This is a genomic window from Clavibacter quasicaliforniensis (assembly GCF_051201715.1).
In the GTDB taxonomy this organism is placed as follows: domain Bacteria; phylum Actinomycetota; class Actinomycetes; order Actinomycetales; family Microbacteriaceae; genus Clavibacter; species Clavibacter seminis.
In genome coordinates this window covers 2,950,205-2,973,552 of sequence record NZ_CP139624.1, presented here as the reverse complement: position 1 = coordinate 2,973,552, position 23,348 = coordinate 2,950,205, and the positions used below count along the sequence as shown (strand labels likewise).

23 protein-coding genes and 1 pseudogene are annotated in these 23,348 nt (G+C 75.1%); 8 read left to right on the top strand and 16 right to left on the bottom strand.

Features of this window, described 5'->3' with window-relative positions; genetic code table 11:
- Positions 1–10: 10 nt before the first annotated feature.
- Entirely contained in the window at positions 11–1,030 is a 1,020-nt protein-coding gene (locus tag NL142_RS14130; protein ID WP_435080216.1) for a Gfo/Idh/MocA family protein, read from the top strand.
- Between the two features lie 5 nt (positions 1,031–1,035).
- Complete coding sequence (locus tag NL142_RS14125; protein WP_435080215.1) at positions 1,036–2,067, top strand: Gfo/Idh/MocA family protein; 1,032 nt, start codon at positions 1,036–1,038, stop codon at positions 2,065–2,067.
- A 4-nt stretch (positions 2,068–2,071) separates the two neighbouring features.
- On the opposite strand, the gene NL142_RS14120 is transcribed toward NL142_RS14125, so the two are convergent.
- The 3 genes from NL142_RS14120 to NL142_RS14110 all read right to left on the bottom strand — a co-directional run bounded on the left by NL142_RS14120 (position 2,072) and on the right by NL142_RS14110 (position 6,048).
- Positions 2,072–3,385 carry an alpha/beta hydrolase gene (locus NL142_RS14120; protein ID WP_194684400.1) on the bottom strand — a complete coding sequence of 438 codons (1,314 nt, stop codon included), beginning with the start codon at positions 3,383–3,385 and terminating at the stop codon, positions 2,072–2,074.
- Between the two features lie 127 nt (positions 3,386–3,512).
- Positions 3,513–4,925 carry a glycoside hydrolase family 26 protein gene (locus NL142_RS14115; RefSeq protein WP_435080214.1) on the bottom strand — a complete coding sequence of 471 codons (1,413 nt, stop codon included), beginning with the start codon at positions 4,923–4,925 and terminating at the stop codon, positions 3,513–3,515.
- A 112-nt stretch (positions 4,926–5,037) separates the two neighbouring features.
- Positions 5,038–6,048 (bottom strand): glycoside hydrolase family 26 protein, encoded by a 1,011-nt coding sequence (locus NL142_RS14110; protein ID WP_435080213.1) that lies wholly within the window; start codon positions 6,046–6,048, stop codon positions 5,038–5,040.
- A 214-nt stretch (positions 6,049–6,262) separates the two neighbouring features.
- Here NL142_RS14110 and NL142_RS14105 point away from each other — a divergent pair, with 214 nt between their 5' ends.
- The gene (locus tag NL142_RS14105; RefSeq protein WP_194684403.1) at positions 6,263–6,640 is read left to right on the top strand and encodes a hypothetical protein; all 378 of its coding nucleotides are present in this window, start codon (positions 6,263–6,265) and stop codon (positions 6,638–6,640) included.
- Positions 6,641–6,750: 110 nt separating this feature from the next.
- Here NL142_RS14105 and NL142_RS14100 read toward each other — a convergent pair whose 3' ends face one another.
- The 9 genes and pseudogenes from NL142_RS14100 to NL142_RS14060 form a co-directional block, all read right to left on the bottom strand.
- Positions 6,751–7,455 carry an SDR family oxidoreductase gene (locus NL142_RS14100; RefSeq protein ID WP_435080212.1) on the bottom strand — a complete coding sequence of 235 codons (705 nt, stop codon included), beginning with the start codon at positions 7,453–7,455 and terminating at the stop codon, positions 6,751–6,753.
- Between the two features lie 67 nt (positions 7,456–7,522).
- Positions 7,523–8,932, bottom strand: a complete 1,410-nt coding sequence (locus NL142_RS14095) for a PfkB family carbohydrate kinase (protein ID WP_435080211.1) — start codon at positions 8,930–8,932, stop codon at positions 7,523–7,525.
- Positions 8,929–10,893, bottom strand: coding sequence for a glycosyltransferase (locus tag NL142_RS14090; RefSeq protein WP_435080210.1), 1,965 nt, complete (start codon positions 10,891–10,893; stop codon positions 8,929–8,931). The genes NL142_RS14095 and NL142_RS14090 overlap by 4 nt, the downstream gene beginning before the upstream one ends.
- The gene (locus NL142_RS14085) at positions 10,890–11,942 is read right to left on the bottom strand and encodes a glycosyltransferase (RefSeq protein ID WP_435080209.1); all 1,053 of its coding nucleotides are present in this window, start codon (positions 11,940–11,942) and stop codon (positions 10,890–10,892) included. Before NL142_RS14085 ends, NL142_RS14090 begins: the two co-directional genes overlap by 4 nt.
- The gene (locus NL142_RS14080; protein ID WP_435081605.1) at positions 11,939–13,003 is read right to left on the bottom strand and encodes a glycosyltransferase family 9 protein; all 1,065 of its coding nucleotides are present in this window, start codon (positions 13,001–13,003) and stop codon (positions 11,939–11,941) included. Before NL142_RS14080 ends, NL142_RS14085 begins: the two co-directional genes overlap by 4 nt.
- Before the next feature lie 27 nt (positions 13,004–13,030).
- A pseudogene (locus NL142_RS14075) lies at positions 13,031–13,522 on the bottom strand (D-glycero-alpha-D-manno-heptose-1,7-bisphosphate 7-phosphatase); the annotation flags it as partial.
- 90 nt (positions 13,523–13,612) lie between these two features.
- The gene (locus NL142_RS14070) at positions 13,613–14,263 is read right to left on the bottom strand and encodes a DUF2238 domain-containing protein (protein ID WP_435080208.1); all 651 of its coding nucleotides are present in this window, start codon (positions 14,261–14,263) and stop codon (positions 13,613–13,615) included.
- Positions 14,257–15,102 carry an endonuclease/exonuclease/phosphatase family protein gene (locus NL142_RS14065; protein WP_435080207.1) on the bottom strand — a complete coding sequence of 282 codons (846 nt, stop codon included), beginning with the start codon at positions 15,100–15,102 and terminating at the stop codon, positions 14,257–14,259. The genes NL142_RS14070 and NL142_RS14065 overlap by 7 nt, the downstream gene beginning before the upstream one ends.
- Before the next feature lie 63 nt (positions 15,103–15,165).
- Positions 15,166–15,636, bottom strand: a complete 471-nt coding sequence (locus NL142_RS14060) for a MarR family winged helix-turn-helix transcriptional regulator (RefSeq protein WP_435080206.1) — start codon at positions 15,634–15,636, stop codon at positions 15,166–15,168.
- A gap of 45 nt (positions 15,637–15,681) precedes the next feature.
- On the opposite strand from NL142_RS14060, the gene NL142_RS14055 reads away from it, so the two are divergent.
- Positions 15,682–15,921 (top strand): hypothetical protein, encoded by a 240-nt coding sequence (locus NL142_RS14055; RefSeq protein ID WP_435080205.1) that lies wholly within the window; start codon positions 15,682–15,684, stop codon positions 15,919–15,921.
- 39 nt (positions 15,922–15,960) lie between these two features.
- Here NL142_RS14055 and NL142_RS14050 read toward each other — a convergent pair whose 3' ends face one another.
- Entirely contained in the window at positions 15,961–16,608 is a 648-nt protein-coding gene (locus NL142_RS14050; RefSeq protein WP_435080204.1) for a GNAT family N-acetyltransferase, read from the bottom strand.
- A gap of 65 nt (positions 16,609–16,673) precedes the next feature.
- Here NL142_RS14050 and NL142_RS14045 point away from each other — a divergent pair, with 65 nt between their 5' ends.
- Entirely contained in the window at positions 16,674–17,297 is a 624-nt protein-coding gene (locus NL142_RS14045) for a TetR/AcrR family transcriptional regulator (protein ID WP_435080203.1), read from the top strand.
- 36 nt (positions 17,298–17,333) lie between these two features.
- On the opposite strand, the gene bla is transcribed toward NL142_RS14045, so the two are convergent.
- The 3 genes from bla to NL142_RS14030 form a co-directional block, all read right to left on the bottom strand.
- Positions 17,334–18,317, bottom strand: a complete 984-nt coding sequence (gene bla / locus NL142_RS14040) for a class A beta-lactamase (protein ID WP_435080202.1) — start codon at positions 18,315–18,317, stop codon at positions 17,334–17,336.
- 133 nt (positions 18,318–18,450) lie between these two features.
- Entirely contained in the window at positions 18,451–19,761 is a 1,311-nt protein-coding gene (locus tag NL142_RS14035) for an ABC transporter permease (RefSeq protein ID WP_435080201.1), read from the bottom strand.
- Complete coding sequence (locus NL142_RS14030) at positions 19,758–20,510, bottom strand: ABC transporter ATP-binding protein (protein WP_435080200.1); 753 nt, start codon at positions 20,508–20,510, stop codon at positions 19,758–19,760. The genes NL142_RS14035 and NL142_RS14030 overlap by 4 nt, the downstream gene beginning before the upstream one ends.
- Before the next feature lie 167 nt (positions 20,511–20,677).
- On the opposite strand from NL142_RS14030, the gene NL142_RS14025 reads away from it, so the two are divergent.
- The 3 genes from NL142_RS14025 to NL142_RS14015 all read left to right on the top strand — a co-directional run bounded on the left by NL142_RS14025 (position 20,678) and on the right by NL142_RS14015 (position 23,331).
- The gene (locus tag NL142_RS14025; protein WP_435080199.1) at positions 20,678–21,859 is read left to right on the top strand and encodes a sensor histidine kinase; all 1,182 of its coding nucleotides are present in this window, start codon (positions 20,678–20,680) and stop codon (positions 21,857–21,859) included.
- The gene (locus NL142_RS14020) at positions 21,856–22,539 is read left to right on the top strand and encodes a response regulator (RefSeq protein ID WP_435080198.1); all 684 of its coding nucleotides are present in this window, start codon (positions 21,856–21,858) and stop codon (positions 22,537–22,539) included. Before NL142_RS14025 ends, NL142_RS14020 begins: the two co-directional genes overlap by 4 nt.
- 126 nt (positions 22,540–22,665) lie before the next feature.
- Positions 22,666–23,331: a DedA family protein gene (locus NL142_RS14015; protein ID WP_435080197.1), complete on the top strand. Its 666-nt coding sequence runs from the start codon at positions 22,666–22,668 to the stop codon at positions 23,329–23,331.
- The last annotated feature ends 17 nt before the right edge of the window (positions 23,332–23,348 follow it).

Sequence of the window (23,348 nt, the reverse complement as noted above, 5' to 3'; positions counted from 1 at the left end):
GGAACCGCACATGACAGCTCCACCCCTCCGCATCGGCCTCGTCGGTGCCGGCGGCATCAGCGCGTCGCACCTGCCGCACCTGCTGGCGCTCGGCGCCGAGGTCTACGTCCACTCCGAGCAGGGCGCCGCCGAGGCGGTCGCCCGGCACGGCGGCGGCACGGTCGTCGACACCCTCGACGAGCTGCTCGCGCTGGTCGACGTCGTCGACGTGGTCACGCCCACCTGGACGCACGCGCCGATCGTGCGCCGGGCGCTCGAGGCGGGCAAGGACGTCATCAGCGAGAAGCCGCTCGCGCGCACGGACGGGGACGCCGACGAGCTGGTCGCGCTCGCCGCGCGGCTCGGACGGCGGCTGCACCCCGCGCACGTCGTGCGGTTCTTCCCCGAGTACGTGCGCCTCAAGGAGGCCGTCGACCAGGGCCTCCTCGGCGACCTCGCGGTGCTGCGGTTCTCGCGCGCCGGCGCCTACCCGACCCGCACGCCCTGGTTCGCCGACCGGGAGCTCTCGGGCGGCATCATCATGGACCAGATGATCCACGACCTCGACATCGCGCGCTGGGTCGCCGGAGAGGTCGTGCGGGTCTCCGCCGTCTCCACCCGCGTGGGCGACGCCGAGCACCCGATCGAGGCGGCGCACGTGCTCCTCACGCACGCGTCCGGCGCGATCAGCCACGTCGCCGGCGTGTGGGGCCCGGCGCACCTGCGCTTCACGACCGAGTACACGGTCACGGGCACGGGCGGGCAGCTCGAGCACTCCTCGGCGGTGCAGCGGGGCTACGTGGCCGACCTCGCGGGGGGCGGGACGGACGGGGAGCTCGTGCCCGACACGGATCCCGCCGAGGACCCCTACTTCGTCGAGCTGCGCGAGTTCACGCGGGCGTTCGCGGGCGGACCGGAGCCGCGCGTGAGCGCCGCGGACGGGGCCGCCGCCGTGCGGATCGCCACGGCCGCGCTCGAGAGCCTCGACACCGGGCAGCCGGTGGACCTCGCGCCGGTGGACCTCGCGCCCGCGCCCGGCGGGGAGGGGTGACCGCCATGCGGGAGATCCACGAGGGCCCGCTGCGCGTCGCCGTCATGTCGTTCGCGCACACGCACGCCCGCTCCTACCTCGCGCTGCTCGCGGGGATGGGCGACGTCGAGGTGCGCGCGAGCGACCCCGGCCCGCATCCGGACGGCGAGCTGCGGGGCCGCGACATGGCCGACGCGCTCGGCGTCGCCTACGCCGACACCTACGACGAGCTGCTGGCGTGGCGGCCGGACGCCGTGATCGTCGCGAGCGAGAACGTGCGGCACCGCGAGCTGGTGCAGCTGGCCGCGTCCGCCGGCGCCGACATCCTCTGCGAGAAGCCGCTCGCCACCACGCTCGAGGACGGCCTCGCCATGGAGCGGGCCGTCGCTGACGCGGGCGTGCGGCTGATGGTCGCGTTCCCCGTGCGCTTCGCGAGCGCGTTCCAGGAGCTACGGGCCGCGCACGCCCGCGGCGCCCTCGGCCAGCTCGTCGCGCTCCGCGGCGCCAACAACGGGAAGCTGCCGATGGAGCGGGCGTGGTTCGGGGATCCGGCGCTCTCCGGCGGCGGCGCGCTCGTCGACCACGTGGTGCACGTCGCCGACCTGCTCGACGCGCTCACGGGCGCGGAGGCGGTCAGCGTCACGGCCGTGAGCAACCGGATCCTGCACGCCCACCGCGCGCAGGCCGAGACCGGCGGGCTCGTGACCATCACCTACGACTCGGGCCTCGTCGCCGCGATCGACTGCTCGTTCACGCAGGCCGACACCGCGCCCACCTGGGGCGGCGTGAAGGTCACCGCGACCGGCACGGCCGGCAGCGTCGGGATCGACTTCTTCGGACCCCGGGTCCGCGGGCTCGACGCCGCCACCGGCCGGCCGATCGAGCTGCCGTACGGCCCGGACTTCGACGCCGCCCTCCTCGACGCGTTCCTCGCCGGGGTGCGCAGCGGGGAGCAGCCGCAGCCAGACCTGCAGGTCGGGCTCCGGACGCTGCGCATCGTGCTCGCGGCGCAGGAGTCGGCCCGCACGGGACGCACGATCGAGGTCGCCGCGCTCTGACGCGTCAGCCCGCGGTCGGGTCCAGCCGCTCGGTCGCGTGCGGCGTCGTCGCGATCGCCGCGTTCCGCAGCGACTCCGTGCCCGCGTCGAGGTAGCCGTACGTCTTCTCGTGCGCGGCGAACTCGGCGGCGCGCTGGGCCGGATCGCGGATGGTCGTCCAGGCGCGCGAGTCCGGGTCGTCGTTCCAGCTCGAGTGCAGGACGGGGGCGTGCGTGGTGACGGGGAGGAGGCCGCGCGCGGGATCCCCGTCGACGGAGATGACGGTGGCGCCGAAGCCGGGCGCGCGGGGATCCTGCCGGGAGAGCCGGCCCCACACGGCCTCGTCGTCGTCCGCCGCCTCGCCCGCGTAGACGTGGCGGGCGTGCAGGTCGCGCGCGTCGTCGATGCCGTCCTCGACGCCCGCCGAGCCGAGCATGACGAAGGAGTCGACGCCGAGATCGCGGGCGGCGAGGGCGTCGGCGGCCATGGTGGATCCGTACGAGTGCGCGATGACGTTCACGCTGGCCAGGTCGCCGCCGTGCCGGGCCGCCTGCAGCCCGGCGAGCTCGCTCGCGAGCATCGGGGCGCCGCGCTCCGCGTAGTCGCCGAGCGTCGCGTCGATGCCGGGCGGCGGCGTGCGGTATCCGATCCACGCGACCACGGCGTGCGCGGCCGGGGCGCCGACCGACGCCTGCGCATCGAACACGTTCTGCGCGGTCTCCGTCCAGAGCTGCATGTCGTCGGTGTAGGTGCCCATGCCCGGCACCGTGAAGGTGACCTGGCGGGCGGTGTCGAGGTCGCCGACCGCGATGGCGGCGAGCGGCGGATCCCGGTGGCTGAGCGACACGAGCGTGCGCTTCGGCTCGGCGTGCCCACCCGCGCGGGCCTCCGGCTTGAGCGCGTCGCGGATCGCGGTGAGCGCGGTGAGTCGGTCGCGTGCGTCGGCGTCGTCCGGGTGGGCGGCGACGGCCTCCCGCTCCGTGCGCAGCTCGGCGCGCAGCTGGCGTCGGTTGGCCGCGTCGCGCGAGGCGTAGTCGACACCATCGAGGTTGCCGACGAGCGCGGGCGAGTTCCGGATCAGCGCGCGCTGGTGCTTCCGGTCCTTGGCGGCCCACCAGGAGACGACGCGCGCGGGCGACGCGTCCATCACCTGCAGCTCGAGGGCCGGATGCGCCTGGATCATCCGCTGGGCCTGCGCCTGGGTGAGGGCGGCGTAGCGGTCGAGCTGGGCGAAGCCTCCCTCGACGCCGGATCCGGGCGGGGCCGGCAGGATCACGAGGCCGACGAGCACGGCGGCGAGGGCGAGCGCTGTCTCGCGCCGCCGGTGGGCTCGGGTCACCACCGCCTCCTCATCGCGTGCGCCGCCGTCGGGTCGGACGGGCGCAGGTCAGATCGTAGGCCGCGCTCTCCTCGTGACGCCCATGCGCCGGCTGGGCGGCGACTGTGCGCCGCCCGGACGCCCGGGATCAGCCCCGCCGGAGCGCGAGCGCGTCGCGCAGTGCGGCGGCGGAGGCGGCCGAGCTGTCGATGCGCCAGTCCGCCTCCTTCTGGAAGTCGAACCACACGAAGCCGAGCACGTCGGGCTGGGCCTGCAGGTACGCGACGAGGTCCTTGTCCCACGCGGCCTTGGATCCGCCCGTCTCGCTCGACGCCACCTCGCCGATGATGAGCGGCTTCCCGGGCGCGACGGCGCGCAGCTGCGCGATGCCGGGACCGAAGAGGTCGGCGGGCGCGGTCCAGCGCTGGCCGGCGACGGCGCCCCAGTTGTAGCCGTCGAGGGCGACGACGTCGACCTGGTCGGCGCCGGGGTAGAGGGAGGCGAGGTCGGTGGATCCCGGGTAGGGCACGTTCGGGCTCCACACCCACTTCACGTTCGTGGCGCCCTGCGCGACCACGAGGTCGTGCACGTGCTTCCACGCCTGGACGTAGGAGCCGGATGCGTTGCCGTTCACGCCGTCCGACCACGGGTACCAGTTGCCGTTCATCTCGTGCGCCAGGCGCAGGTAGACGGGCTTGCCGTACTTCGCGAGGTCGGAGCCCCACGAGCGGATGTAGGAGTCGTAGTCGCCGGCCACGATGCGCGCGTTCGCGTAGGCGGGCTGGTCGACCCCGGCGCCGCCCTGCCACGGCTCCCACGTGATGAGGCTGTCGGCACCGCGCGCGGCGACGCTCTGGATGCCGGCGATGGGCGCCGGGTGCGTGAAGTCGACGTGGCTCATCACGATGGACGGGCTCTCGCCGAGGGTCGCCGACGCGGCGTCGAGCTCGCCGTTGGCGGTGGGGCCGCCGGGGGTCGAGAGGCCGAGCCGCAGGCGGGCGGAGCTGATGGCGGGGGCGGTGGATGCGGTGGATCCGGCCGTGCTCCCCGGCGCGGTGCCCGTGCTCGTGCTCGTGCTCGTGGGAGCCGACGTCGTCGCGGGCGTGGGCGCGGCCGTCGTCGGCGTAGGGCTCGTGGTGGGCGCGGGTGCCGGCGCGGCGGAGCGCGAGGACGAGCTCGACTTCGCCGTGGTGACGGTGAACGCGGCCGAGGCCGAACGCGTGCCGGCCGTCGCGGTGATCCGGATGGTGGAGAGCGAGGTGCGGGGGATCGTGATCGCGGTCGTGAACCTGCCCGTGGCGGTGGTCGTGATGCGCTTCGTGGTCGACCCGACCGCGACGACCGCGGCCTTGGTGGACGGGAAGCCGGTGCCGGTGACCGTCACGGGTGTTCCGACCGGCCCGGAGGCGACGGAGAGGACGATCGCGGCGGGTGCCGTCGGGACGGCCCGGGCCGAGGCGGCGCGGGCGGAGACCGCCGGGGCGACGAGCACGGTGGCCGTCACGACCGCCGGTGCGACGGCGGTGACGACGGCGCATTTGAGACGGCGGCGAGTGGGCATGGCGATAGGGTCCTTCCCCCGATGGATGTATGCGAGCGTATGTTCTTCGTCACCCTCCGTCCACCGGATGTCCGCCGAGCGACGGGATCCGGTGGCAGGGGATGAGCGGCTATCAGACGCGACGTGCGGCGAGCGCGTCGCGGATGGCCGTCGTGGAGGACGCGGAGCTGCCGATGCGCCAGTCCGCCTCCTTGTCCATGTCGAACCAGACGAAGGCGACGACGTCGGGCTGTGCCTGCAGGAACGCGACCAGATCGGTGTCCCACTCGGCCTTGGACCCGCCGACCTCGGACGACGCGGTCTCCGCGATGATGATCGGCTTGCCGGCCGCGACGGCGCGCAGCCGCTGGAGGCCGAAGCCGAACAGGTCGCTCGGCGCGGTCCAGTGCTGGCCGGCGACGGAGCCCCAGTTGTAGCCGTCGAGCCCGACGACGTCGACGTAGCCGGCGCCCGGGTAGAGGCCCGCGAGCAGCGTGGATCCGGTGTACGGCACGTTGGGTGTCCACACCCACTTCACGTTGGTCGCGCCCTGGGCGACGACGACGTCGTGCACGTGACGCCAGGCGGCGGCGTAGGAGCCCGGCGCGTTGCCGTTGACCCCGTCGGCCCACGGGTACCAGTCGCCGTTCATCTCGTGCGCGTAGCGGAGGGAGACGGGGCCGCCCCAGGCGGCCAGCTCGGATCCCCACTGGCGGAGGTAGTCGTCATGGTCGCCCGCGAGGATGCTCGCGTTCGAGAAGCCTGACTGGTTCACACCGGCTCCGGCCTTCCACGGCTCCCAGGTGAGGAGGCTCTCGGCGCCGCGGGCGCGGACCTGGTCGAGGGCCTGGATGGGCGGCGCCTGGGTGAAGTCGGCGTAGGAGAGCACGATGCTCGGGTCCTCGCCGACCTGCTGGGCGACGGCGTCGAGCTCGTTGCCGGCGGTGGGACCACCGGGGGTCGCGACGCCGAATCGGAGCCGGGCGTCGGAGACGGTCGGAGCGGCGCTCGCGACGGTGGGGGCCTGGCCGGTGGCGGCGGTGGCGGAGTTGGCCGGGGATGCTGCGGTGAGGATCCCGGCGGTGAGGGCGAGACCCAGGATGAGGGTGGTCGCGTTGCGGATGGTGCGGGGGTGGTGCGTCATTTTGTCCAGTTTTCTGCGGATGTCCGCTCCCTGGAAGCTATCCCGCGCTCCCCAGGGATCCGCGGCCGATGTCCGCTCACGGCCGGACGGTCAGGCGATGGGCGGGTGGGCGATGGGCGGGTCCACCCCGCAAGGCCCTTCCACGCGGGACCCCTCACCGCTAGCGTCACGCACACCCGCTGACGCGCGGGCCCCGACTCCGACGGAGGACACCATGAGCCAGCAGCAGACCGCGCAGCGCCCGAGCCTCGCGGGGCCCGACCCGATCCGGCCGCCGTACGACGCGCGGCTCGCCATGATCCTGCTCGTGACCGAGGGGGTGCTCGCGTTCGCGGGCCTCGTCGCGATGGTGGTCGCGAGCTGGACCCCGGCCGTCTGCGCCGTGCCCGGCTGCGACTACCCCCTCGGCGAGCTGGCGTCGCGGCTCTGGGTCGTGGGGACGATCAGCGTCCTCGTCCTCTCCATCATCGCGACGGTCGTCTGTCGCACGCGACGCGTGAACGCGTGGTGGGCGCCGGCGACGGGCATCGTGCTGATCGTCGGGATCAACGTGGCGGCGCAGATCATGACGCGGTTCGCGACGATGCGCTGACGGGTCCCCGACAGATCCTCACGGACGAACGACACGAGCCCGGCCCCGCGCGATGCGGGGCCGTGCTCGTCTCGTGCGCGCTGGGCGCGGCGCCGCGGATCAGCCGCGACTCACGGCCAGCTGTCCTCGAGCTCGTGGGTGATGACGAGCTCGCGGATCTCGCAGCCGCGCGGCTGGCCGAGGATGAACATCACCGAGTCGGCGACGGCAGCAGGGTCGTTGAGGTTCGCGTCGGAGCCGGGCTTGTACTTCGGGTCGCGGTCGTCGAAGAAGTGGGTCTTCATGCCGGAGGGGATCAGCGTGGTCACGCCGACCTCGCCCTTCGTCTCGGCGGCCAGGGCGCGGGTGAAGCCGAGCACGCCGAACTTCGACGCGCAGTAGGCGGTCGCATCCGAGACGGCCTTGATGGCGAGCGACGACGCGACGGTGACGACGCGGCCGTGCGACTCGGTGAGGAACGGCAGCGCCGCGCGGACGACGGCGACCGTGCCCATGAGGTTCACGCCGATGACCTTCTCCCACTCGGTGGGGGCGACGTCGACGAGGCGGCCGCAGCGGTCGATGCCCGCGGCGGTGACCACGGCATCCAGGCCGCCGTGCGCCCGGGCGATCTCGGTGACGAGCGCCTCGGTGGCGCGGGTGTCGGAGACGTCGATGCGGTGCGCCTCCATGCCGGTGACGCTCGACGTGTCGAGGTCGAGCACGATGGGCTCGCCGCCGGCCGCGAGGACCGCCTGCGCGACCGCGGCGCCGAGCCCGGACGCGCCTCCGGTGATGAGGACGCGGCCGGTGCTGGGGCGGGGGGAGTCGGTCATGGGTGTTCCTTCCGTGGTGCGGATCGCGCGAGGGGCGCGGTGGTTCGGGGAGTCGTGGGTGGTGGGTTCAGCCGACGCGCGCGAGGGCGCCGGCGAGCCTCGTGGTGGAGCGGCCCGGGTGGTACGGCACGGTCACTGCCTGGCCGCCCCACTCGGCGATGACCGCCGACTCGGGGAGGTCCTCGGCGCGGTAGTCGCCGCCCTTGACCCAGAGGTCGGGCTTGATGGAGCGGAGCGCCTCCTCGGGGGTGTCCTCGGAGAAGAGCACCACCGCATCCACGACGCCCAGCGACATGAGGAGGTCGACGCGGTCCTCCTCGGTCATGATCGGGCGCTCGGGTCCCTTGAGGCGGCGCACCGAGTCGTCCGAGTTGAGGAGGACGACCAGGCAGTCGCCGAGGGCGCGCGCTGCGGCGAGCGTGCGGGCGTGGCCGGCGTGCACGAGGTCGAAGCAGCCGCCCGTCGCGACGACGGTGCCGCCTGAGGCGCGGGTCGCGCGGACCACCTGGAGGGCGCTCGCCGCGTGGCCGCCGATGGGGCGCGCGGCGGGCGGGCCGACGAGGGTGGCCACGCCGCCCGCGTCCACGTACTCGGCCGCGGCGGCGACGGCGTCGCGCACGGCGTCCTCGACGGGGGATCCCTCAGCCAGCGCCGCGAGGGCGGTGGCGGCGAGCCGGTCGCCCGCGCCGCACGGGTCGCCGGTCGCGACGAGCGGGGCGGGGACGACGACGGGCATGGATCCGCCGCCCGAGCCCTCCGCGCCCGAGCCCGAGCCCGCGCCCGACGTGGGCGCCGACACGAGCAGGGCGCCGCGCTCGCTCATGGTGACGGCGACGGTGCGGACGCCCCACCGCTCGAGCAGGAGACGGGCCGCGTCGGCTGCTGCTGCGACGTCGCGTCCGGCGACGCCGGAGAACACGCGCGCCTCGGCGAGGTTCGGGGTGGCGAGCGCGGTGTTCGGGACGGGCGGCTCGCCCGCGGGGTGCGGATCCCAGACGAGCGGCACCTGGGCGGCGCGCGCGTCGAGGGCGGCGCGGAGGCGGAGGTCGCGCGTGACGCCGCGGCCGTAGTCGGCGACGACGATGGCGTCGGCCGTGGCGATCGCGTCGAGCATCTCGTCGGTCGCGGCGGGCGTGGGCGGCGGCGCGCAGCCCTCGTCGATGCGGGCGATGGCGTGGCCGTCGGCGCGGACGCGGGTCTTCACGGGCGTGGGCGCGCCGGACGGGCCGGCGATCACCTCGATCCCCTTGAGGCACTCACGGAGCGTCGCGGAGTGGCGGTCGTCGGAGAGGACGGTGACGAGGCGCACGTCGTGGCCGTCGCGCGCGAGCATCGTGGCGACGAGGCCGGCGCCGCCCGCGCGGGGCAGCGACTCCTCGACCTCGATCACCGGCACGGGCGCGTCGGGGCTGAGCCGGTGGGCGGCGCCGGTCATGTCGACGTCGAGCAGCACGTCGCCGACCACGACGATCCTCACGCGGGCACCTCGGCGGGCTCGGCCGTGGTGGAGGCGGGCGCGACGGTCACGGGGACGGACGCGGATGCGGCCCCCGACACCGGAGCAGGGGCGGCCGACGCGCGCGCCGCCACCCGGTCGTTCGCCTGCAGGCGGCTCTCGAAGGAGCGGCAGATCGCGTGCACGGCGACGAGCTGCGCCTCCTGCACGTTGGCCGACGGCCCGTCGAGCGCGATGTGCTCGTCGCACGCCTCGACGAGCGGGTTCGGTCCGGGACCCGTCATCGCCCAGGTGGTGGCCCCGGCGGCGCGCGCGGCGGCTGCTGCCCGGAGCAGGTTCTGGCTGCGGCCGCTCGTGGAGAGCAGCACGACGATGTCGCCGGATCGCGCGTGCGCGTGCACCTGCCGGGCGAACACCTCGTCGAAGCCGTAGTCGTTGCCGATGGCCGTGACCGCGGACGACTCGGAGTGCAGCGCGATGGCGGAGAAGGGGCGGCGGTCGCCGTCGAACCGGCCCACCAGCTCGCTCGTGAGGTGCTGGGCCTCGGCCGCGGATCCGCCGTTGCCGGCCGCGAGCAGGCGCGCGCCGTGGCTCATGCGGTCGGCCATCTCGCGGCCCCACGCGGTGAGGCGCGGCGCGTGCGTGCGGAGGTCGGCGAGCACCGGGGCGAGCGCGTCGAGGTGCGCGTCGACGACGGTCGGGTCGGCAGGGAGCGCGTCGGGTGCGGCCGCCTGGATCGCGGCGCGGTAGGCGTCGGCGGTGCGGGCGGCGACGGTCGACCACGCGTAGCCGTGCTCCATCCGGTCGCGGCCGGCGCGGCCGAGGCGTCGGCGGCGGGCGGGATCCGCGAGCAGCTCCCCGAGGGCGTCGGCGATGGCGGCGGGGTCGCGCGGGGGCACGAGGATCCCCGTCACGCCGTCGACCACGCTGTCGGTGAGGCCGCCGACCGCGGACGCGACCACGGGCACGCCGGAGGCCATCGCCTCGAGCGGCACGATGCCGAACGGCTCGTACCAGGGCGCGCAGACGACGACGTCGGCGGTGCGCATCACGGCGGGCATGTCGGCCTGGGAGACGCGGCCGTGCAGGCGCACGCGGTCGGCGACCCCGGCGGCGCGCGCGGCGTCCATCAGGCGGCGGGCCTCGGCGTCCTCGCCCGCGTCGGCGGCGTCGCCGGATCCGCCGACTATGACCAGCTCGACGTCGCGGCGGCCGCGGCGGGCGAGGATCCCGATGGCCTCGATCGCGAGGTCCACGCCCTTGCGCGGCACCAGGCGGCCGACGACCATGACCCGCATCGGGCGCGCCGGGTCGGCGTCGGTGGCGTCGTCGCCGCGGGGCGTACTGCCCTCCTGGGGCGTGAAGTGCCCGATGTCGACGCCGCAGGGGATCACGGTGATGCGGGCCGCGTCGACGCCCGCGCGCACGAGCTCGGCGGCCTCGTCGGAGCAGGTCGCGATGACCGCATCCGCGCGGCGGCCGACGCCCGGCTCGAGCTCGGCGCGTTCGGCGGGGCTCGTGTCCTCGGCGCCCAGGTGGCGGCGCTTCACGGATCCGAGCGCGTGGAAGGTGTGCAGCACGGGCGGGGCCGCGGCGGCGCCGACCGGGGAGGAGGCGAGGCGCGCGGCCGCGTCGAGCGCGGCGACCCCGGACATCCAGAAGTGGCTGTGCACCACGTCGGGCCGGGCGGTGCGCCAGTCGGCGAGGAGTCCGTCGGCGAGCTCAAGCATGTGCGGCAGCAGCTCGTCCTTGGGCACGGCGCGGGCGGGTCCGGCGTCGAGGTGCACGACCTCCACGCCGGGCGCGAACGCGACGCGCGCGGGCAGCGCCGCGTCGTCCCGGCGCGTGTAGACGGTGACGGTGTGGCCCTCCTCCGCGAGCGCGGCCGACAGCGCGGCCACGTGCACGTTCTGGCCGCCGGCGTCCACGCCGCCGAGCGTCGCCAGCGGGCTGGCGTGCTCCGAGATCATCGCGATCCTCATCGTGTCGTCCTCTCGTCGAGCGGGTGGTGCGGGGAAGTCGGGGAGCCGGATCCGGCGGGCGCGCGTCGGGACCGGCGCGCGGCGGCGGCGTCCACGGCGTCGTGCAGCACGGCGTCCATGTCGTGCAGGAACCGGCCGAGCGAGTAGCGGGCGAGCGCGGCATCGCGGGCGACGCGGCCGCGGCGGGCGGCCTCGTCGGGATCCGCGAGCAGCAGCCGGGCCACGCGCACCAGGTCGGCGGGGTCGGACGAGATCGCGCCCGCGTCCGGCGGCACCGCGCGCGACGCCTCGGTCGCGTCGAGCACGAGCACGGGCATCCCCATGTGCATGGCCTCGAGGAGCGACAGGCCGAGCGAGGTCCAGCGGTGCGGGTGGATGTAGGCGCGCAGGCGCGCGAGCGCGGGGTGCATGCGGGCCGTGGGCAGGTCGCCACGCGGCACGAGCTCTGCGCCGAGCTGCGGGAAGGCGCCGGGCAGCAGATCCGTGCCCATCCCGAACACCTCGACGGGCGCGACCGCCGCGAAGGCGGGCAGCAGGTCGGTGCCGGTGATGCGGCCGCGGCGCACGGGCTCGTTGATCACCGCGCCGAACGACGCGACGTCGCCCGTGTAGAGCGCGCCGGGGTCGGGCACGCCGTGCTCGACGACCGTGGTCGGCGCGGATCCGGTGTCCCACATGAGCGCGTTGAAGCGCGTGACGTGGATCACCGGGATGTCGTCGCGGTCGGCGAGCGCGTGCACGGTCTCGGTCGGGGCGCCGCGCGGGGTGTTGTGCTCGAGGAAGACGGCGGGCACGTCGGATCCGAGGCGGCGGCCGAGCAGGCGCTCCGCCTCCTCGATCTCGGCCACGCGCTGGAGGAGGACGAGGTCGACGTCCGCGTCGTGCAGGGACGACGGATCCACCTCGCGCGCGCTCGCGGGCCACGCGCGGCCGCCGCGGCCGAGGCCCCACGCGTCGCGCGCGGGCGTGGTGGGGAACAGGATCTCGTGGGATCCGAGCACGAACGAGTCGGTCCAGCCGCCGTGGACGTGCCACATCAGGATCCTCATGCGGGCACCTCCGCCCGGCTCGTCGCCATCAGCTGCTCGACCGCGTCGGCGACCTCGGCCGGCGACACCCCCGCGAGGCACGGGTGCCCCGGCACCGGGCAGTCGCGCGCGCGGCTGAGCTTGCAGGCCGCGTCCTGGTCGCCGAGCAGGATCACGGGCACGCGGTACGGCGCCCAGCGGACGGGCGGCACGACGGGCGAGAACAGGCTGACGACGGGCAGTCCCACGGCCGCGGCGAGGTGCGCGGGACCGGTGTTGCCGCTCACGAGCACGGCCGCGCGGCGCATGAGCGCGCCCAGCCCGGCGAGGTCGGTGCGGCCGCCGAGGTCGAGGGCGGCGGATCCGGCGACGTGCGCCGTGAGGTCCCGCTCGTCGGGGCCGCCCGTGACGACCACGGGGATCCCGCGCTCGACGAGGAGCGCCACGGCGTCGCGGTGCTGGTCCGCCGGGTAGGAGCGCGCCCCGACCGCGGCGCCCGGGTGCACGAGCGCGAAGGGGCCGTCGGGGAGGAGCGCCTCCACGTCGGACGGCAGCTCGGCCGGCATCAGGGCCAGGCGCCCGTCGTCGTCCGCAGGAAGCGCGTGCCCGGCCGCCGCCGCGATCGCGAGCGCGCGCTCGGGCTCTGGCCGGTCCTCGTCGAGGTCCTCGCCGGGCTTGAGGCGCACGTCGAGGAGGGAGCCGGCGTAGTCGACGCTGGCGCCCGTGATCCGCCGCACGCCCGCGAGCCGCAGCAGCAGCGCGAGCGGGAGCGGCGACTGGTGGAAGGACGTGAGGATGACGGCCTCGTCCGCGTCGACCTCGGCGAGGATCGCGTGCAGCGCGTCGACCGAGGCGGCGTCGGCGGCGGGCGCGGGGGAGGAGATCCACGGCGCGTCCCAGACGTGCACCGCGTGGACGCCGGGCAGCAGCCGACCGGCGGACGCGCCGCGCGGCCCGCAGAGCAGGTGCACCTCGACGCGCGCGTCTGCGGCGACCGCGCGCACCGCGGGCCCCGAGATCAGCACGTCGCCCACGGAGTCGAGCCGCACGACGAGCACGCGGCGGGGCGCGGGGTCGTGGATGAGGAGGTGCACGGCGTCGAGGATCGTCGGGGCCACGAGCTCCGCCTCGGCCACCTCCTCCTCGCGCGTGACGGGCGTCGGCACGAGCACGCCGCGCGCGCCCGCGGCCCGGGCAGCGCCCATGTCGGCGGCGATGTCGCCCACGACCGCGACGCGCGACGGATCCATGCCCCACGTCCGGCAGGCCTCGAGCACCATGCCGGGCCGGGGCTTGCGGCAGTCGCAGCCGTCGTCGGATCCGTGCGGGCACAGCAGCACGAGGTCGAACGCGCCGAGCAGCTCCTGCACGCGCGCGTTGACGGCGTCGGCCTGGTCGCGCGTGATGAGACCGCGCGCGATGCCGGACTGGTTGGTCACCATCCCGACGCGCAGCCCTGCGGCGCGCACGGCGTCGACGGCCTCGCGGGCGCCGGGCATCAGCGTCACGAGCGCCGGATCCCCGTTGTACGGCACGTCGACGACGAGCGTCCCGTCCCGGTCGAACAGGACGGCCTCGAGGTCGTTCCCGGGCGAGCGCATGACGGACAAGTACCCGACTGCTCCTCCACCCAAACCCGGCCCGGAGCACTTCTCCTCGGGGCGTCGGATCGCCTCCGAGCCCCCTCTCCGTCAGCGCGCCGGCGCCTCCGTGATCCACCGCGACCGCGCCAGAAGCATCGGCATGAGCGGCGCGATCAGCAGCGCCCCCAGCCCGCCGACCGCCATGTCGCCGATCGTGTCGGCGTAGCCCGTGAGGATCTCCGGGTCGAGCCACGCCTGCCCCGCCCACTCGCCGAGCTCCCACAGCGCCGAGAGCGCCAGGCCCACCGTCAGCGCGAGGAAGCCGAGGGGCAGCGGCCGCCGGTCCACCATGACGCCCGCGCGGTCGGCCAGCAGGATCACGAGCGCGGCGAGGGCCGCCGTCGTGAGGAGGTGGGCGGGGATGTCCCACCACGGCAGCCGCTCGTAGAGGTCGAGCCGGTTGCTCGCGGCCGAGACGAGCGTGGTGATCCCGATCCCGAGATCCAGCCCCGGCCGTGCCCCGAGACCCCGCGGCGCGACGAGGCCGAGCAGCGCGAGCGCGAACATCGCCGACGTGACGCCCGTCCACGCGAACACGGAGAAGAGGAACGTGAGGAGCCCGATCACGCGGACGGCGTCGGCGAGGACCGCCGTGATCCCGCGCGGCGGCTGCAGGAACGTGAGCCCGGCCAGCCCGGCGAAGGCCGCGACGTCCTCGGGCGGTGAGGGCGCGTCCTGCGCGGTCGGATCCGTCAGCACCGCACCACCGCCTGCAGCGCCTCGTGGTCGCTCGGTGCGCGCCCGCCGATGCGCGTGGTGTTGATGCCCACGCGCTCCACCTCGATGTCGGGCGTCACGAGCATCCAATCGATGCGGCGGGTCGTGCGCTTCGGCGCCTTGTAGTTCGACCACGTGCCCCACTCGGGCGTGAGGCGCTCACGCGCGGCGGGCCACGCGTCCACGAGCGCGCCGTGCTCGAGGAGCAGCCGGTGCGGTTCCGTGTCGACGCCCGCGTTGGTGTCGCCCGCGACGATCGCGGGCACCGGCAGCTCGGCGACGATCTCGAGGATCATGCGCGCCGACTCCTCGCGCGACCGCCGGGAGAGGTGGTCGAAGTGCGTGTTCACGTGCCGCAGCGGCAGACCCGTGGCGCGATCCGTGAAGTCGGCGACCACGGCGATCCGCGGCACCATGTTGCCCCAGCTGCGGGATCCGGCGACCGCGGGCGTGTCCGACAGCGCGACCTGGCGCCAGCTCGTGAGCTCGAGGCGGCGCGTGTCGTAGAAGGTGGGGCAGCCCTCGCCGTGCCCGTCGGCGTTGCGGCCGTGCCCGATCCGCCGGTAGTGCCGCCCGAGCGCGTGCGACAGCGCACGGCCCTGCGTGGGCATCGCCTCCTGCGTGCCGAGGAGCGCGGGCTGCTCGCGCTGGAGCAGCTCGGCGATGAGCGGCTCGCGGTCGGCCCAGCGGTCGGGGCTGCCCGGCCGGTACCGGCGGAACAGGCGCCGGATGTTGTACGTCATCACGTGCAGCTCGGGGGCGTCGACCGGGCCGACGAGCGCCCGTCCGTCCGTGAGGGTGCCGTCGGCGCTGAGGGTCATGGATCCATCGTCCCCCAGAGCGGCCGCGGCGACGGCGGCTGGCGGGGAACCGTCACGGGCGCTCTAGGCGCCCGCGGGATCGGGCGCGGCGTCGATGCGCGCGAGGAACTCGTGCAGGTCGTCCCGGATCCTGCCGAGCTCCGCAGGGGTCATGCCCGTGCGCTCGGCGACCCGGGCGGGCACCTGCTCGGCCTCGCTGCGGAGCGCGCGGCCCGCGTCGGTGAGCGTGACGCGCACGACGCGCTCGTCCTCCACGCTGCGCGCGCGCTCCAGCAGGCCGGCCGACTGCAGGCGCTTCAGAAGCGGCGTGATGGTCGCGGGCTCCAGGGCGAGCGCGCCGCCGAGGTCGGAGATCGAGCGGCCGTCGCGCTCCCAGAGGGCGAGCATCACGAGGTACTGCGGATGCGTGAGGCCCAGCGGCTCGAGGATCGGCCGGTACAGCGCGACGACCGACCTCGCCGCCAGCACGGCCGCGAAGCAGAGCTGGCTCTCGAGCGCCAGGGGATCCGTGCGCGTCGCGCCCTCGTGTGCCATGCCAGCTCCTCGCCGCCTGCCGAATTACCGCGTACACTGAATACTATGACACGCGGTAAGGATCGAGACGGTGCGCCGAAGCGGCGCGAGCGCGGCTTCGGGGCGGCCGTCGAGCGGTTCAACGAGCGGCTCCGCCCGTACCTCGGCGCGCCGCCGCTCGGCCCGTACACCGACGACCCGGTGCCCGAGCCGCAGTCGCGCCTCTGCCCCATGTGCGGCAAGCCCATGCCAGACCACGACATCGACCGGTCGGGCGCGCGCACGCAGGTGCACTGCCCGTTCTGATCCCGGCACGCGGATCCCGCGGATCCTCGCCCGGGCGCCTCAGCGAATCGGCGACTCCACCCGCGCCGCCCGCCACATCGCCACCGGGCGCGACCCGGCCAGGCCCGCGAGCTCGCCCAGCTCGGCGAAGCCGTCGCGTCGGTAGAGCGCGCGGTTCCGCTCGGTCGACGACTCGAGGTAGGCCGCGGATCCGTCGGCGTCGACGCGGGCGAGCCCGTGGGCGAGGAGCGCGGATCCGATGCCGAGCCCCCGCGCCGCAGCGCCCACGCCGACCTCGGCGAGGCGCCAGTGCGGGAGACCCGGTCGTGCGCGGTCGAGGGTGCGGAGGCGCGTGGCCGCGCGGAGGGCGCCCGCGACGCCGAGGGCGCGCAGGAACGTCGGCGCCTGCCGGAGGGTCCGGTGCGCGGGGATGCCGCCGGGCGCCTCCCAGACCGCCGCGCCGAGGATGCCGCCGCGCACGTCGACCGCGACGTCGACCGTCCCGTCGGGGAGCGGTCCGCTGCGCAGGAGCGCGGCGAAGAGCAGGGCGAGGCGCGCGCGCTTCCGGGGGCCGGCGGGGACGAAGCCGGCCAGCACGGGATCCTCCGCGAAGGCCTCCGCGAGGACGCGCGTGACGTCCTCGAGGTCGGCGGCGCGGGCCGTGCGGATGACGGCGGTGGCGGAGTTGACGGGGCGCTCGGTGCTCATGCTCCGACGCTAGGCGACAGATTCGGCCAGGTGGCCGAATCTCTCTCGCTTGGTAGCTTTCTCCCATGAAGCCCGCCTCCGAGAGCACCCGCGCGTACGGATCACGGGACGCCAGGCGGGCCGAGCTGCTCGATGCCGCGGTGCGCGTGATGGCGGTCGCAGGCGTCGCCGGGGCGAGCACGCGGGCGATCACCGCGGAGGCCGGCCTGGCGCACGGCGCCTTCCACTACTGCTTCGGCGTGCGGGAGGAGCTGCTCGGCGCGCTGCTGCGGCAGGAGGTCGATGCGGTCGTCGCGCAGCTGGAGGCCGCCGAGGATCCCGCGGGCGCGCCGCTCGGCGAGGTCGTCGCCCTGACCCTCCGCGCCGAGCTCGACCGGGTGCGCCGGGAGCCCGACCGCCAGCGCGTGCTGTTCGACCTCGCCGCGACCGTGCAGCGGATCCCGGCGCTCGCCGACCTGCCCGCCTGGGAGCACGGCCGCTACGTGGAGGAGACGCGCCGCCGGTTCGCCGCGGCCGGCCTCGACGACGCGCGCGCCGACCGGTGCGCGGCGCTCGCGGTCGCGGGCATGCGGGGGATCATCGGCGCCTGGCTCGCGCGCCGGGACGACGGGGCCGATCGGGCTGCCGAGCGGGCGGTCGAGGATCTGTCCCGGGCGCTCGCGTTGCTGGCGGAGGACGACGGGCGCTGATCCCGGCGCGCCCTCGCCGGGCGGCGTTCGGTCGCGTCAGCCCAGCGCCCCGAGCGCCTGCACCGCGGCCCTCGCGGCGCCGGAGATCAGGGCGTCGTCGGCCTTAGCATCCTGCTGGTCCTTGGAGGAGTGCACGGCGATGACGATGGGCGCGGCGTCGGGCCGCCAGATCACCGCGACGTCGCCGCGGCTGGCGTAGGCGCCGCTGCCGGACTTGTCGCCGACCGTCCAGTCCGTGGGCAGCTCGGCGCGCACGAGCGTCGCGCCGGTCTGCGTGGCCGTCAGCCAGCCGGTGAAGAGGGCGCGCTCGTCGGCGTCGAGGGGATCCGCGATGGAACCCGGATCGCCCAGCGCGTAGGCCCGGAGCAGGGCGGCGGCGGCGCGCGGGGTCGTGGTGTCGCGGTCGTCGCCGGGGATCGCCTCGTTGAGGTCGGGCTCGGTGCGGGAGACGACCGTGGTGTCGTCGCCGAGGGCGGTGAGCGCCGCATCCAGCTCGGCCGGGCCGCCGAGCGCCTCGAGCAGGAGGTTCGCGGCCGTGTTGTCGCTCCGGGTCATGGCGGCCTCGGCCAGCTCGCGGAGGGTCATCGTGCCGCCGACGCGCGTCTCGGTGACGGGCGCGTAGGAGAGGATGTCGGCCGCTTCGATCGGCACCGCGCGATCCATCCCCGCGATGCCGACGCGGTCGAGCAGCGCGGCCGCGAGCGGGGCCTTGATCGTGGACGCGTACGCGAACCGCTCGTCCGCGCGCCAGGAGACCTCGGCGCCCGTGCCGGTGTCGACCGCGTGCACGCCGAGGCGTGCGCCGAAGCGCTCCTCGAGGGCGGTGAACGCGGCGTCGGCGGCGGCCTGGTCGACCGCGGGGGCGGCGGATGCGGAGGGCGCGGCGGATTCGGACGCGGGCGGGGCCGTCGGCGCCTCGGCGGCGGGGGTCGCGCATCCGGCGAGGAGGGCGGTGGTGAGCGACGCGGCCAGGGCGAGGCGGGCGGGACGGGCGGCGGTGGCACGGGCGGGGTGGATCACGGCGGAGCTCCTCGGGAGGCGTCGGGCGGGAGGCGATGAGGGGATGCGGGCCGGGGTTCGGCCCGCATCCACCCTCTGCCGTCCGCGGCGCGGCGTCGTCCCCCTCGCGGTCGACGCCGGTGCTCCTCGCGGACTACTCGTACCGGAGCGACGTCACCGGATCGGCGCGCGCCGCCCGTGCCGCGGGCAGCGTGCCGGCGAGGAACGCGATCGCCATCACCACGAGCACGATGGTCGCGATCGACGCCGGGTCGAACGCGATGAGCGTCAGCCCGGGCAGGTTCGACAGCACCGTGCCGGAGAGCGCCGCGCTGATGCCCGTGCCCGCGGCCACCGCGATCACGACCCCCACGGCGCTGCCGAGGAACCCGATGAACGCGGCCTCGATGCTGAACAGCGCGAACACCTTGCCGCTGCTCTGGCCCATGGCCTTCATCAGCCCGATCTCCCGGGTGCGCTCCTGCACCGACATGAACAGCGTGTTCACGATGCCGAACGACGCGGCCAGCAGCGCGATGACCGCGAACCCGTTGAGCACGAGCACGATGCCGTCGATCACGGTCTGGAACGTGCCGAGCTGGTCCTGGACGGTCGTGCCCGTGTAGCCGGCGTCGGCGAGGCGCGACTTCAGCCCGTCCACGTCGGCGTCCGTGGCGGAGGCGTCGAACGAGACGGTGGCCTGCGCGTACCGGTCGGCCTGGTCCGCGGGGAGGCCCGCGTCCTGGGCCGTGGACAGCGCCGTCGTGAGGGCCTGGTTGGCGGTGACGCGGGATCCCCCGGCCGCCGCGATGCTCTCCTCCGCGACGCCGACCACGGTCGCGTCCACGGTGTGCGGGGCGCGGGCGGCGTCCGTCACGGCGAGCGTCACGGTCTGCCCGACGGCGGAGGCGTCGTCCGCGAAGCCCAGCGGCTGCACGTAGGAGGTCGGCAGCACCACCTGCAGCGCGGACGACGCGTCGTCGGGCGCGCTGCCCGCCGTGAGGGTCAGCGTCTGCCCGGGGGCGAGGCCCGACGCGCCGACCACGTACCTCGTGCCGTCGCCCGCGGCGATCCAGTCGGTCGCGAGCGACACGGTGGGCTGCACGGCGCGCACGCCGTCGATGCCCTGGATGGTCGTGATGTCGTCGGGCGTGAGCGCGACGACGGTCGAGCCGGGGCGGCTGGTCACGGACCCGCTCGCGACCGTGTCGGGGTCGTACTCGCGCGGGCCGCTCGCGGCGGGACCGGCGCCCGCGTCGTCGCTCGTGCGCGTGACGGTCATGGTGTCGGAGGACCCGACGGCACCGACCGTCGAGGCGATGTACCGGTCGATGCCGGTGCCGATCCCGTTGGTGAGGGTCAGCGTGAACGCGCCCACGAAGATCGACAGGATCGTGAGGACGAGCCGCGTCTTGGAGCGGAACGTGTTGCCGACGGCGGACCGGATGAGGTCGAGCGGCTTCATGCGGCCACCGCCCCGGATGCGGAGCCGACGGCGGCGTGCGCGCCGTGCGGGCGCGGGCCGTCGTCCACGGAGTCCTCCACGATCAGCCCGTCGCGGATGAGGATGCGGCGGTCGCAGCGGGCCGCGAGATCCTCGTCGTGCGTGACGATGATGAGCGTGATCCCGCGCTCGCGGTTGAGCGCGAACAGGATGTCCTCCACCACGGCGCCCGTCGCGGAGTCGAGGTTGCCCGTGGGCTCGTCGGCGAAGATGATCCGCGGGTCGTTGACCAGGGCCCGGGCGATCACGGTGCGCTGCTTCTGCCCGCCCGAGAGGTCGCCCGCCCGGTTCCGCGCCTTGCCGTCGAGCTCGAGCTGCGCCAGCGCCGCCATGCCGCGGCGCCGACGCTCGGTGCGCGGGACGCCCGCGATGGTCATCGGCAGCATCACGTTCTCGAGCACCGACTGGCTCGCGGTGAGGAAGAACTGCTGGAAGACGAACCCGAAGGTGCGGTTCCGCGTGCGGTCGAGTCGCTTCCCGCGGAGGGTGGACGTGTCGACGCCCTCCAGCTCGATGGTGCCGGAGGCCGGCGCGTCCAGGAGCGCGAGCGTGTGCATCAGGGTCGACTTGCCGGATCCGCTCTTGCCGACGATCGCGAGGCTCTCGCCCTGCCGGACGTCGAGGCTCACGCCCTTCAGCGCGTCGAAGCGGCTCTGGCCGCGGCCGTACGACTTGCGCACGTCCCGTACCCGGATGATGGGGGTGTCCATGGTCCTCCTCGGTGGTCGGGCGCCGGTGGTCCGGGCCCGCATCGAGCCTCGCCGTCCGGGTCGCGGGGCGCGTCGTCCCGCTGCGTCGGGCGCGTACCGCGGGCGCGGTATCCGGTCCGGTCCCGCGGGGTGACGCGCCGGGCCCATGGGTCCGGGATCATGAGGGCATGCACGGATCCGCCGCCGCCCCGCGCCCGCCCGCGTGGGTCGGCGACGTCGTCGCCGGGATCCTCGTCGCGATCGCCGCCTTCGCGCGCTTCCCCGGCGGCGAGTACCGCACGGACTCCGCGCTCACGCTGGCCCTGGCGCTCGCGCCCATCGCGGTGCTGCCGTTCCGGCGCCGCTTCCCCGTCCCCGCGTTGACCGTCTGCCTCGCCCTCTTCGGCGGGGCCGCGTTCGCGGGGCTGCTCGCACCCGGGATCCTGCTGTCTGTCGCCGTCACGATGTTCGGCGTCGCGAACCGGCGCGCCAGGCGGACGTCCGGGATCGCCGCGGCCATCGCGGTCGTCGCCGTGCTGGTGCTCAGCCTGCTGGCGTCGGTGGGGTCCGTGTTCGATCCGCGCATCATCCAGTTCGCCGTCATCACCGCCTTCGCGGCCGCCGCGGGCGACGCCACGCGCTCCCGGCGCGCGTTCATCGCGGCCATGGTCGAGCGCGCCGAGCGCGCCGAGCGGAGCCGCGAGTCCGAGGCCCGCCGCCGCGTCACCGAGGAGCGCCTGCGCATCGCCCGCGACCTGCACGATGCGGTCGCGCATCAGATCGCGGTCATCAGCCTCAACGCGGGGGTCGCGTCCTCCGCCGTCGACACCCGGCCGGAGAAGGCGAAGGAGGCGCTCGTCACCATCCGCAGCGCCTCGCGTGCGGTGCTGGCCGAGATCGGCGACCTGATGCGGATGCTGCGGCACGGCGAGGACGCCGGGGAGGGCGCGGGATCCGCCGCGCAGCCGGGCCTCGATCGGCTCGATGCCCTCGTGGAGCAGTTCGCGACCGCGGGCCTCACCGTGACCGTGCGCGTCGAAGGAGAGCGGGCGGCGCTCACGGGCGCCGCCGACCTCGTCGCGTACCGCGTGGTGCAGGAGGCGCTCACCAACGCCCACAAGCACGGCACCGCCGGGCACGCGCACGTGCTCGTGGAGGTGGACGGCCGCGAGGCGCGCATCGTCGTGACGAACCCGGTGCCCGTGCCGGATGCGCGGGAAGACGACGCCGACGCCCCGCTCGACGGCCATGGCCTGCTCGGCCTGCGCGAGCGCGTGGATGCTGTGCGCGGCCGCATCGAGGCCGGCACCGCACCCGGCGGCTGGCGGCTCGCCGCAACGCTGCCGCTCACCCGCGAGGAGACCCCGTGATCACCGTGCTCGTCGTCGACGACCAGCCCCTCATCCGCCAGGCCGTCGGCGACATCCTCGAGGCGGATCCGCGCACGACGGTGGTCGGCACCGCAGTCGACGGGCGTGAGGCCGTCACGGCGGCGCGCACGCTCCGCCCGGACGTCGTGCTCATGGACATCCGCATGCCGGAGCTCGACGGCATCGGCGCCACCGACGGGATCTGCGCTGATCCGGAGCTCGCAGCGACGCGGGTGCTGATCCTCACGACGTTCGAGGAGGACGAGTACCTCGTGGCCGCCCTCCGCGCGGGCGCGAGCGGCTTCATCGGCAAGGGCGCCGAGCCCGACGACATCGTGCGTGCGGTCGTGTCCGTTCACGCCGGCGACGCGCTGCTCTCGCCCGCCGCGACCCGCGGCCTCATCACGCGGTACGTGCTGCCGGGCGGCGCCGGGGCGCCAACGCCCGACCTCTCGCGGCGCCAGGCCGAGCTGGATCACCTCACCGACCGCGAGCGCGAGGTGCTGCTGCTCGTCGCGCAGGGGCTCGCGAACCAGGAGATCGGCGAGCGCCTCTTCATCAGCCCGCACACCGCCAAGACGCACGTGAACCGGGTGATGGCCAAGGTGGGCGCGCACGACCGCGCGCAGCTGGTGATCCTCGCGTACGAGACCGGGATGCTGCGCCCGGGCGAGGGGTAGTCGCGGCAGCGATTCAGCGGACGTGGAAATGCGTTCCCTAGGCTCGCGGGGATCCACGGCGGCGACCTGATCCACCACCGACCGCCGCATCACGACGCCCGACCCCCCGACAGGACGAGAGGCCGCATGAGCGCCATCACCGCAGTGACCCCCGGCGAGATCCATCCGAGCGAGGGGTACGACGGCTTCGTCGGCTGGGTCCTCTCGCTCATCGAGACGCTGGGGGAGGTGGGCGTCGGCCTCGCGGTGCTGATCGAGACGTTCGTGCCGCCGATCCCGTCCGAGGCGATCCTCCCCGTCGCCGGCTTCCTCGCCTACGAGGGCCGGATGAGCGCGTGGGGCGCGTGGGCCGCGGCCACCGTCGGAGCGCTCCTCGGCGCGCTCATCTGGTACGCGATCGGCGCCGCGCTCGGCCGGGACCGCACGCGCCGGCTCGTCGGCCGGATCCCGCTGCTCGACCACGCCGACTTCGACAAGGCCGAGGCGTTCTTCCAGCGCTGGGGCGGCACCGCCGTGCTCCTCGGCCGGTGCGTGCCGCTCGTCCGCTCGTTCATCTCGATTCCCGCGGGCATCGAGCGCATGCCGATCTGGCGGTTCTCGCTCTACACGGTCATCGGATCCGGCGCCTGGAACGCCATCTGGGTCGGCCTCGGCTTCGCGTTCGGCCCGGCGATCCGCCCGGTGCTGGAGGAGTGGAGCGGCCTGATCTCGTACGCGGCCATCGGGATCATCGCGCTGCTCGTCGTGTGGTTCGTGGTGTCGCGGCTGATCCGGCGGGTGCGGGCGGCCTGACGCCGGGCCGCCCCTCC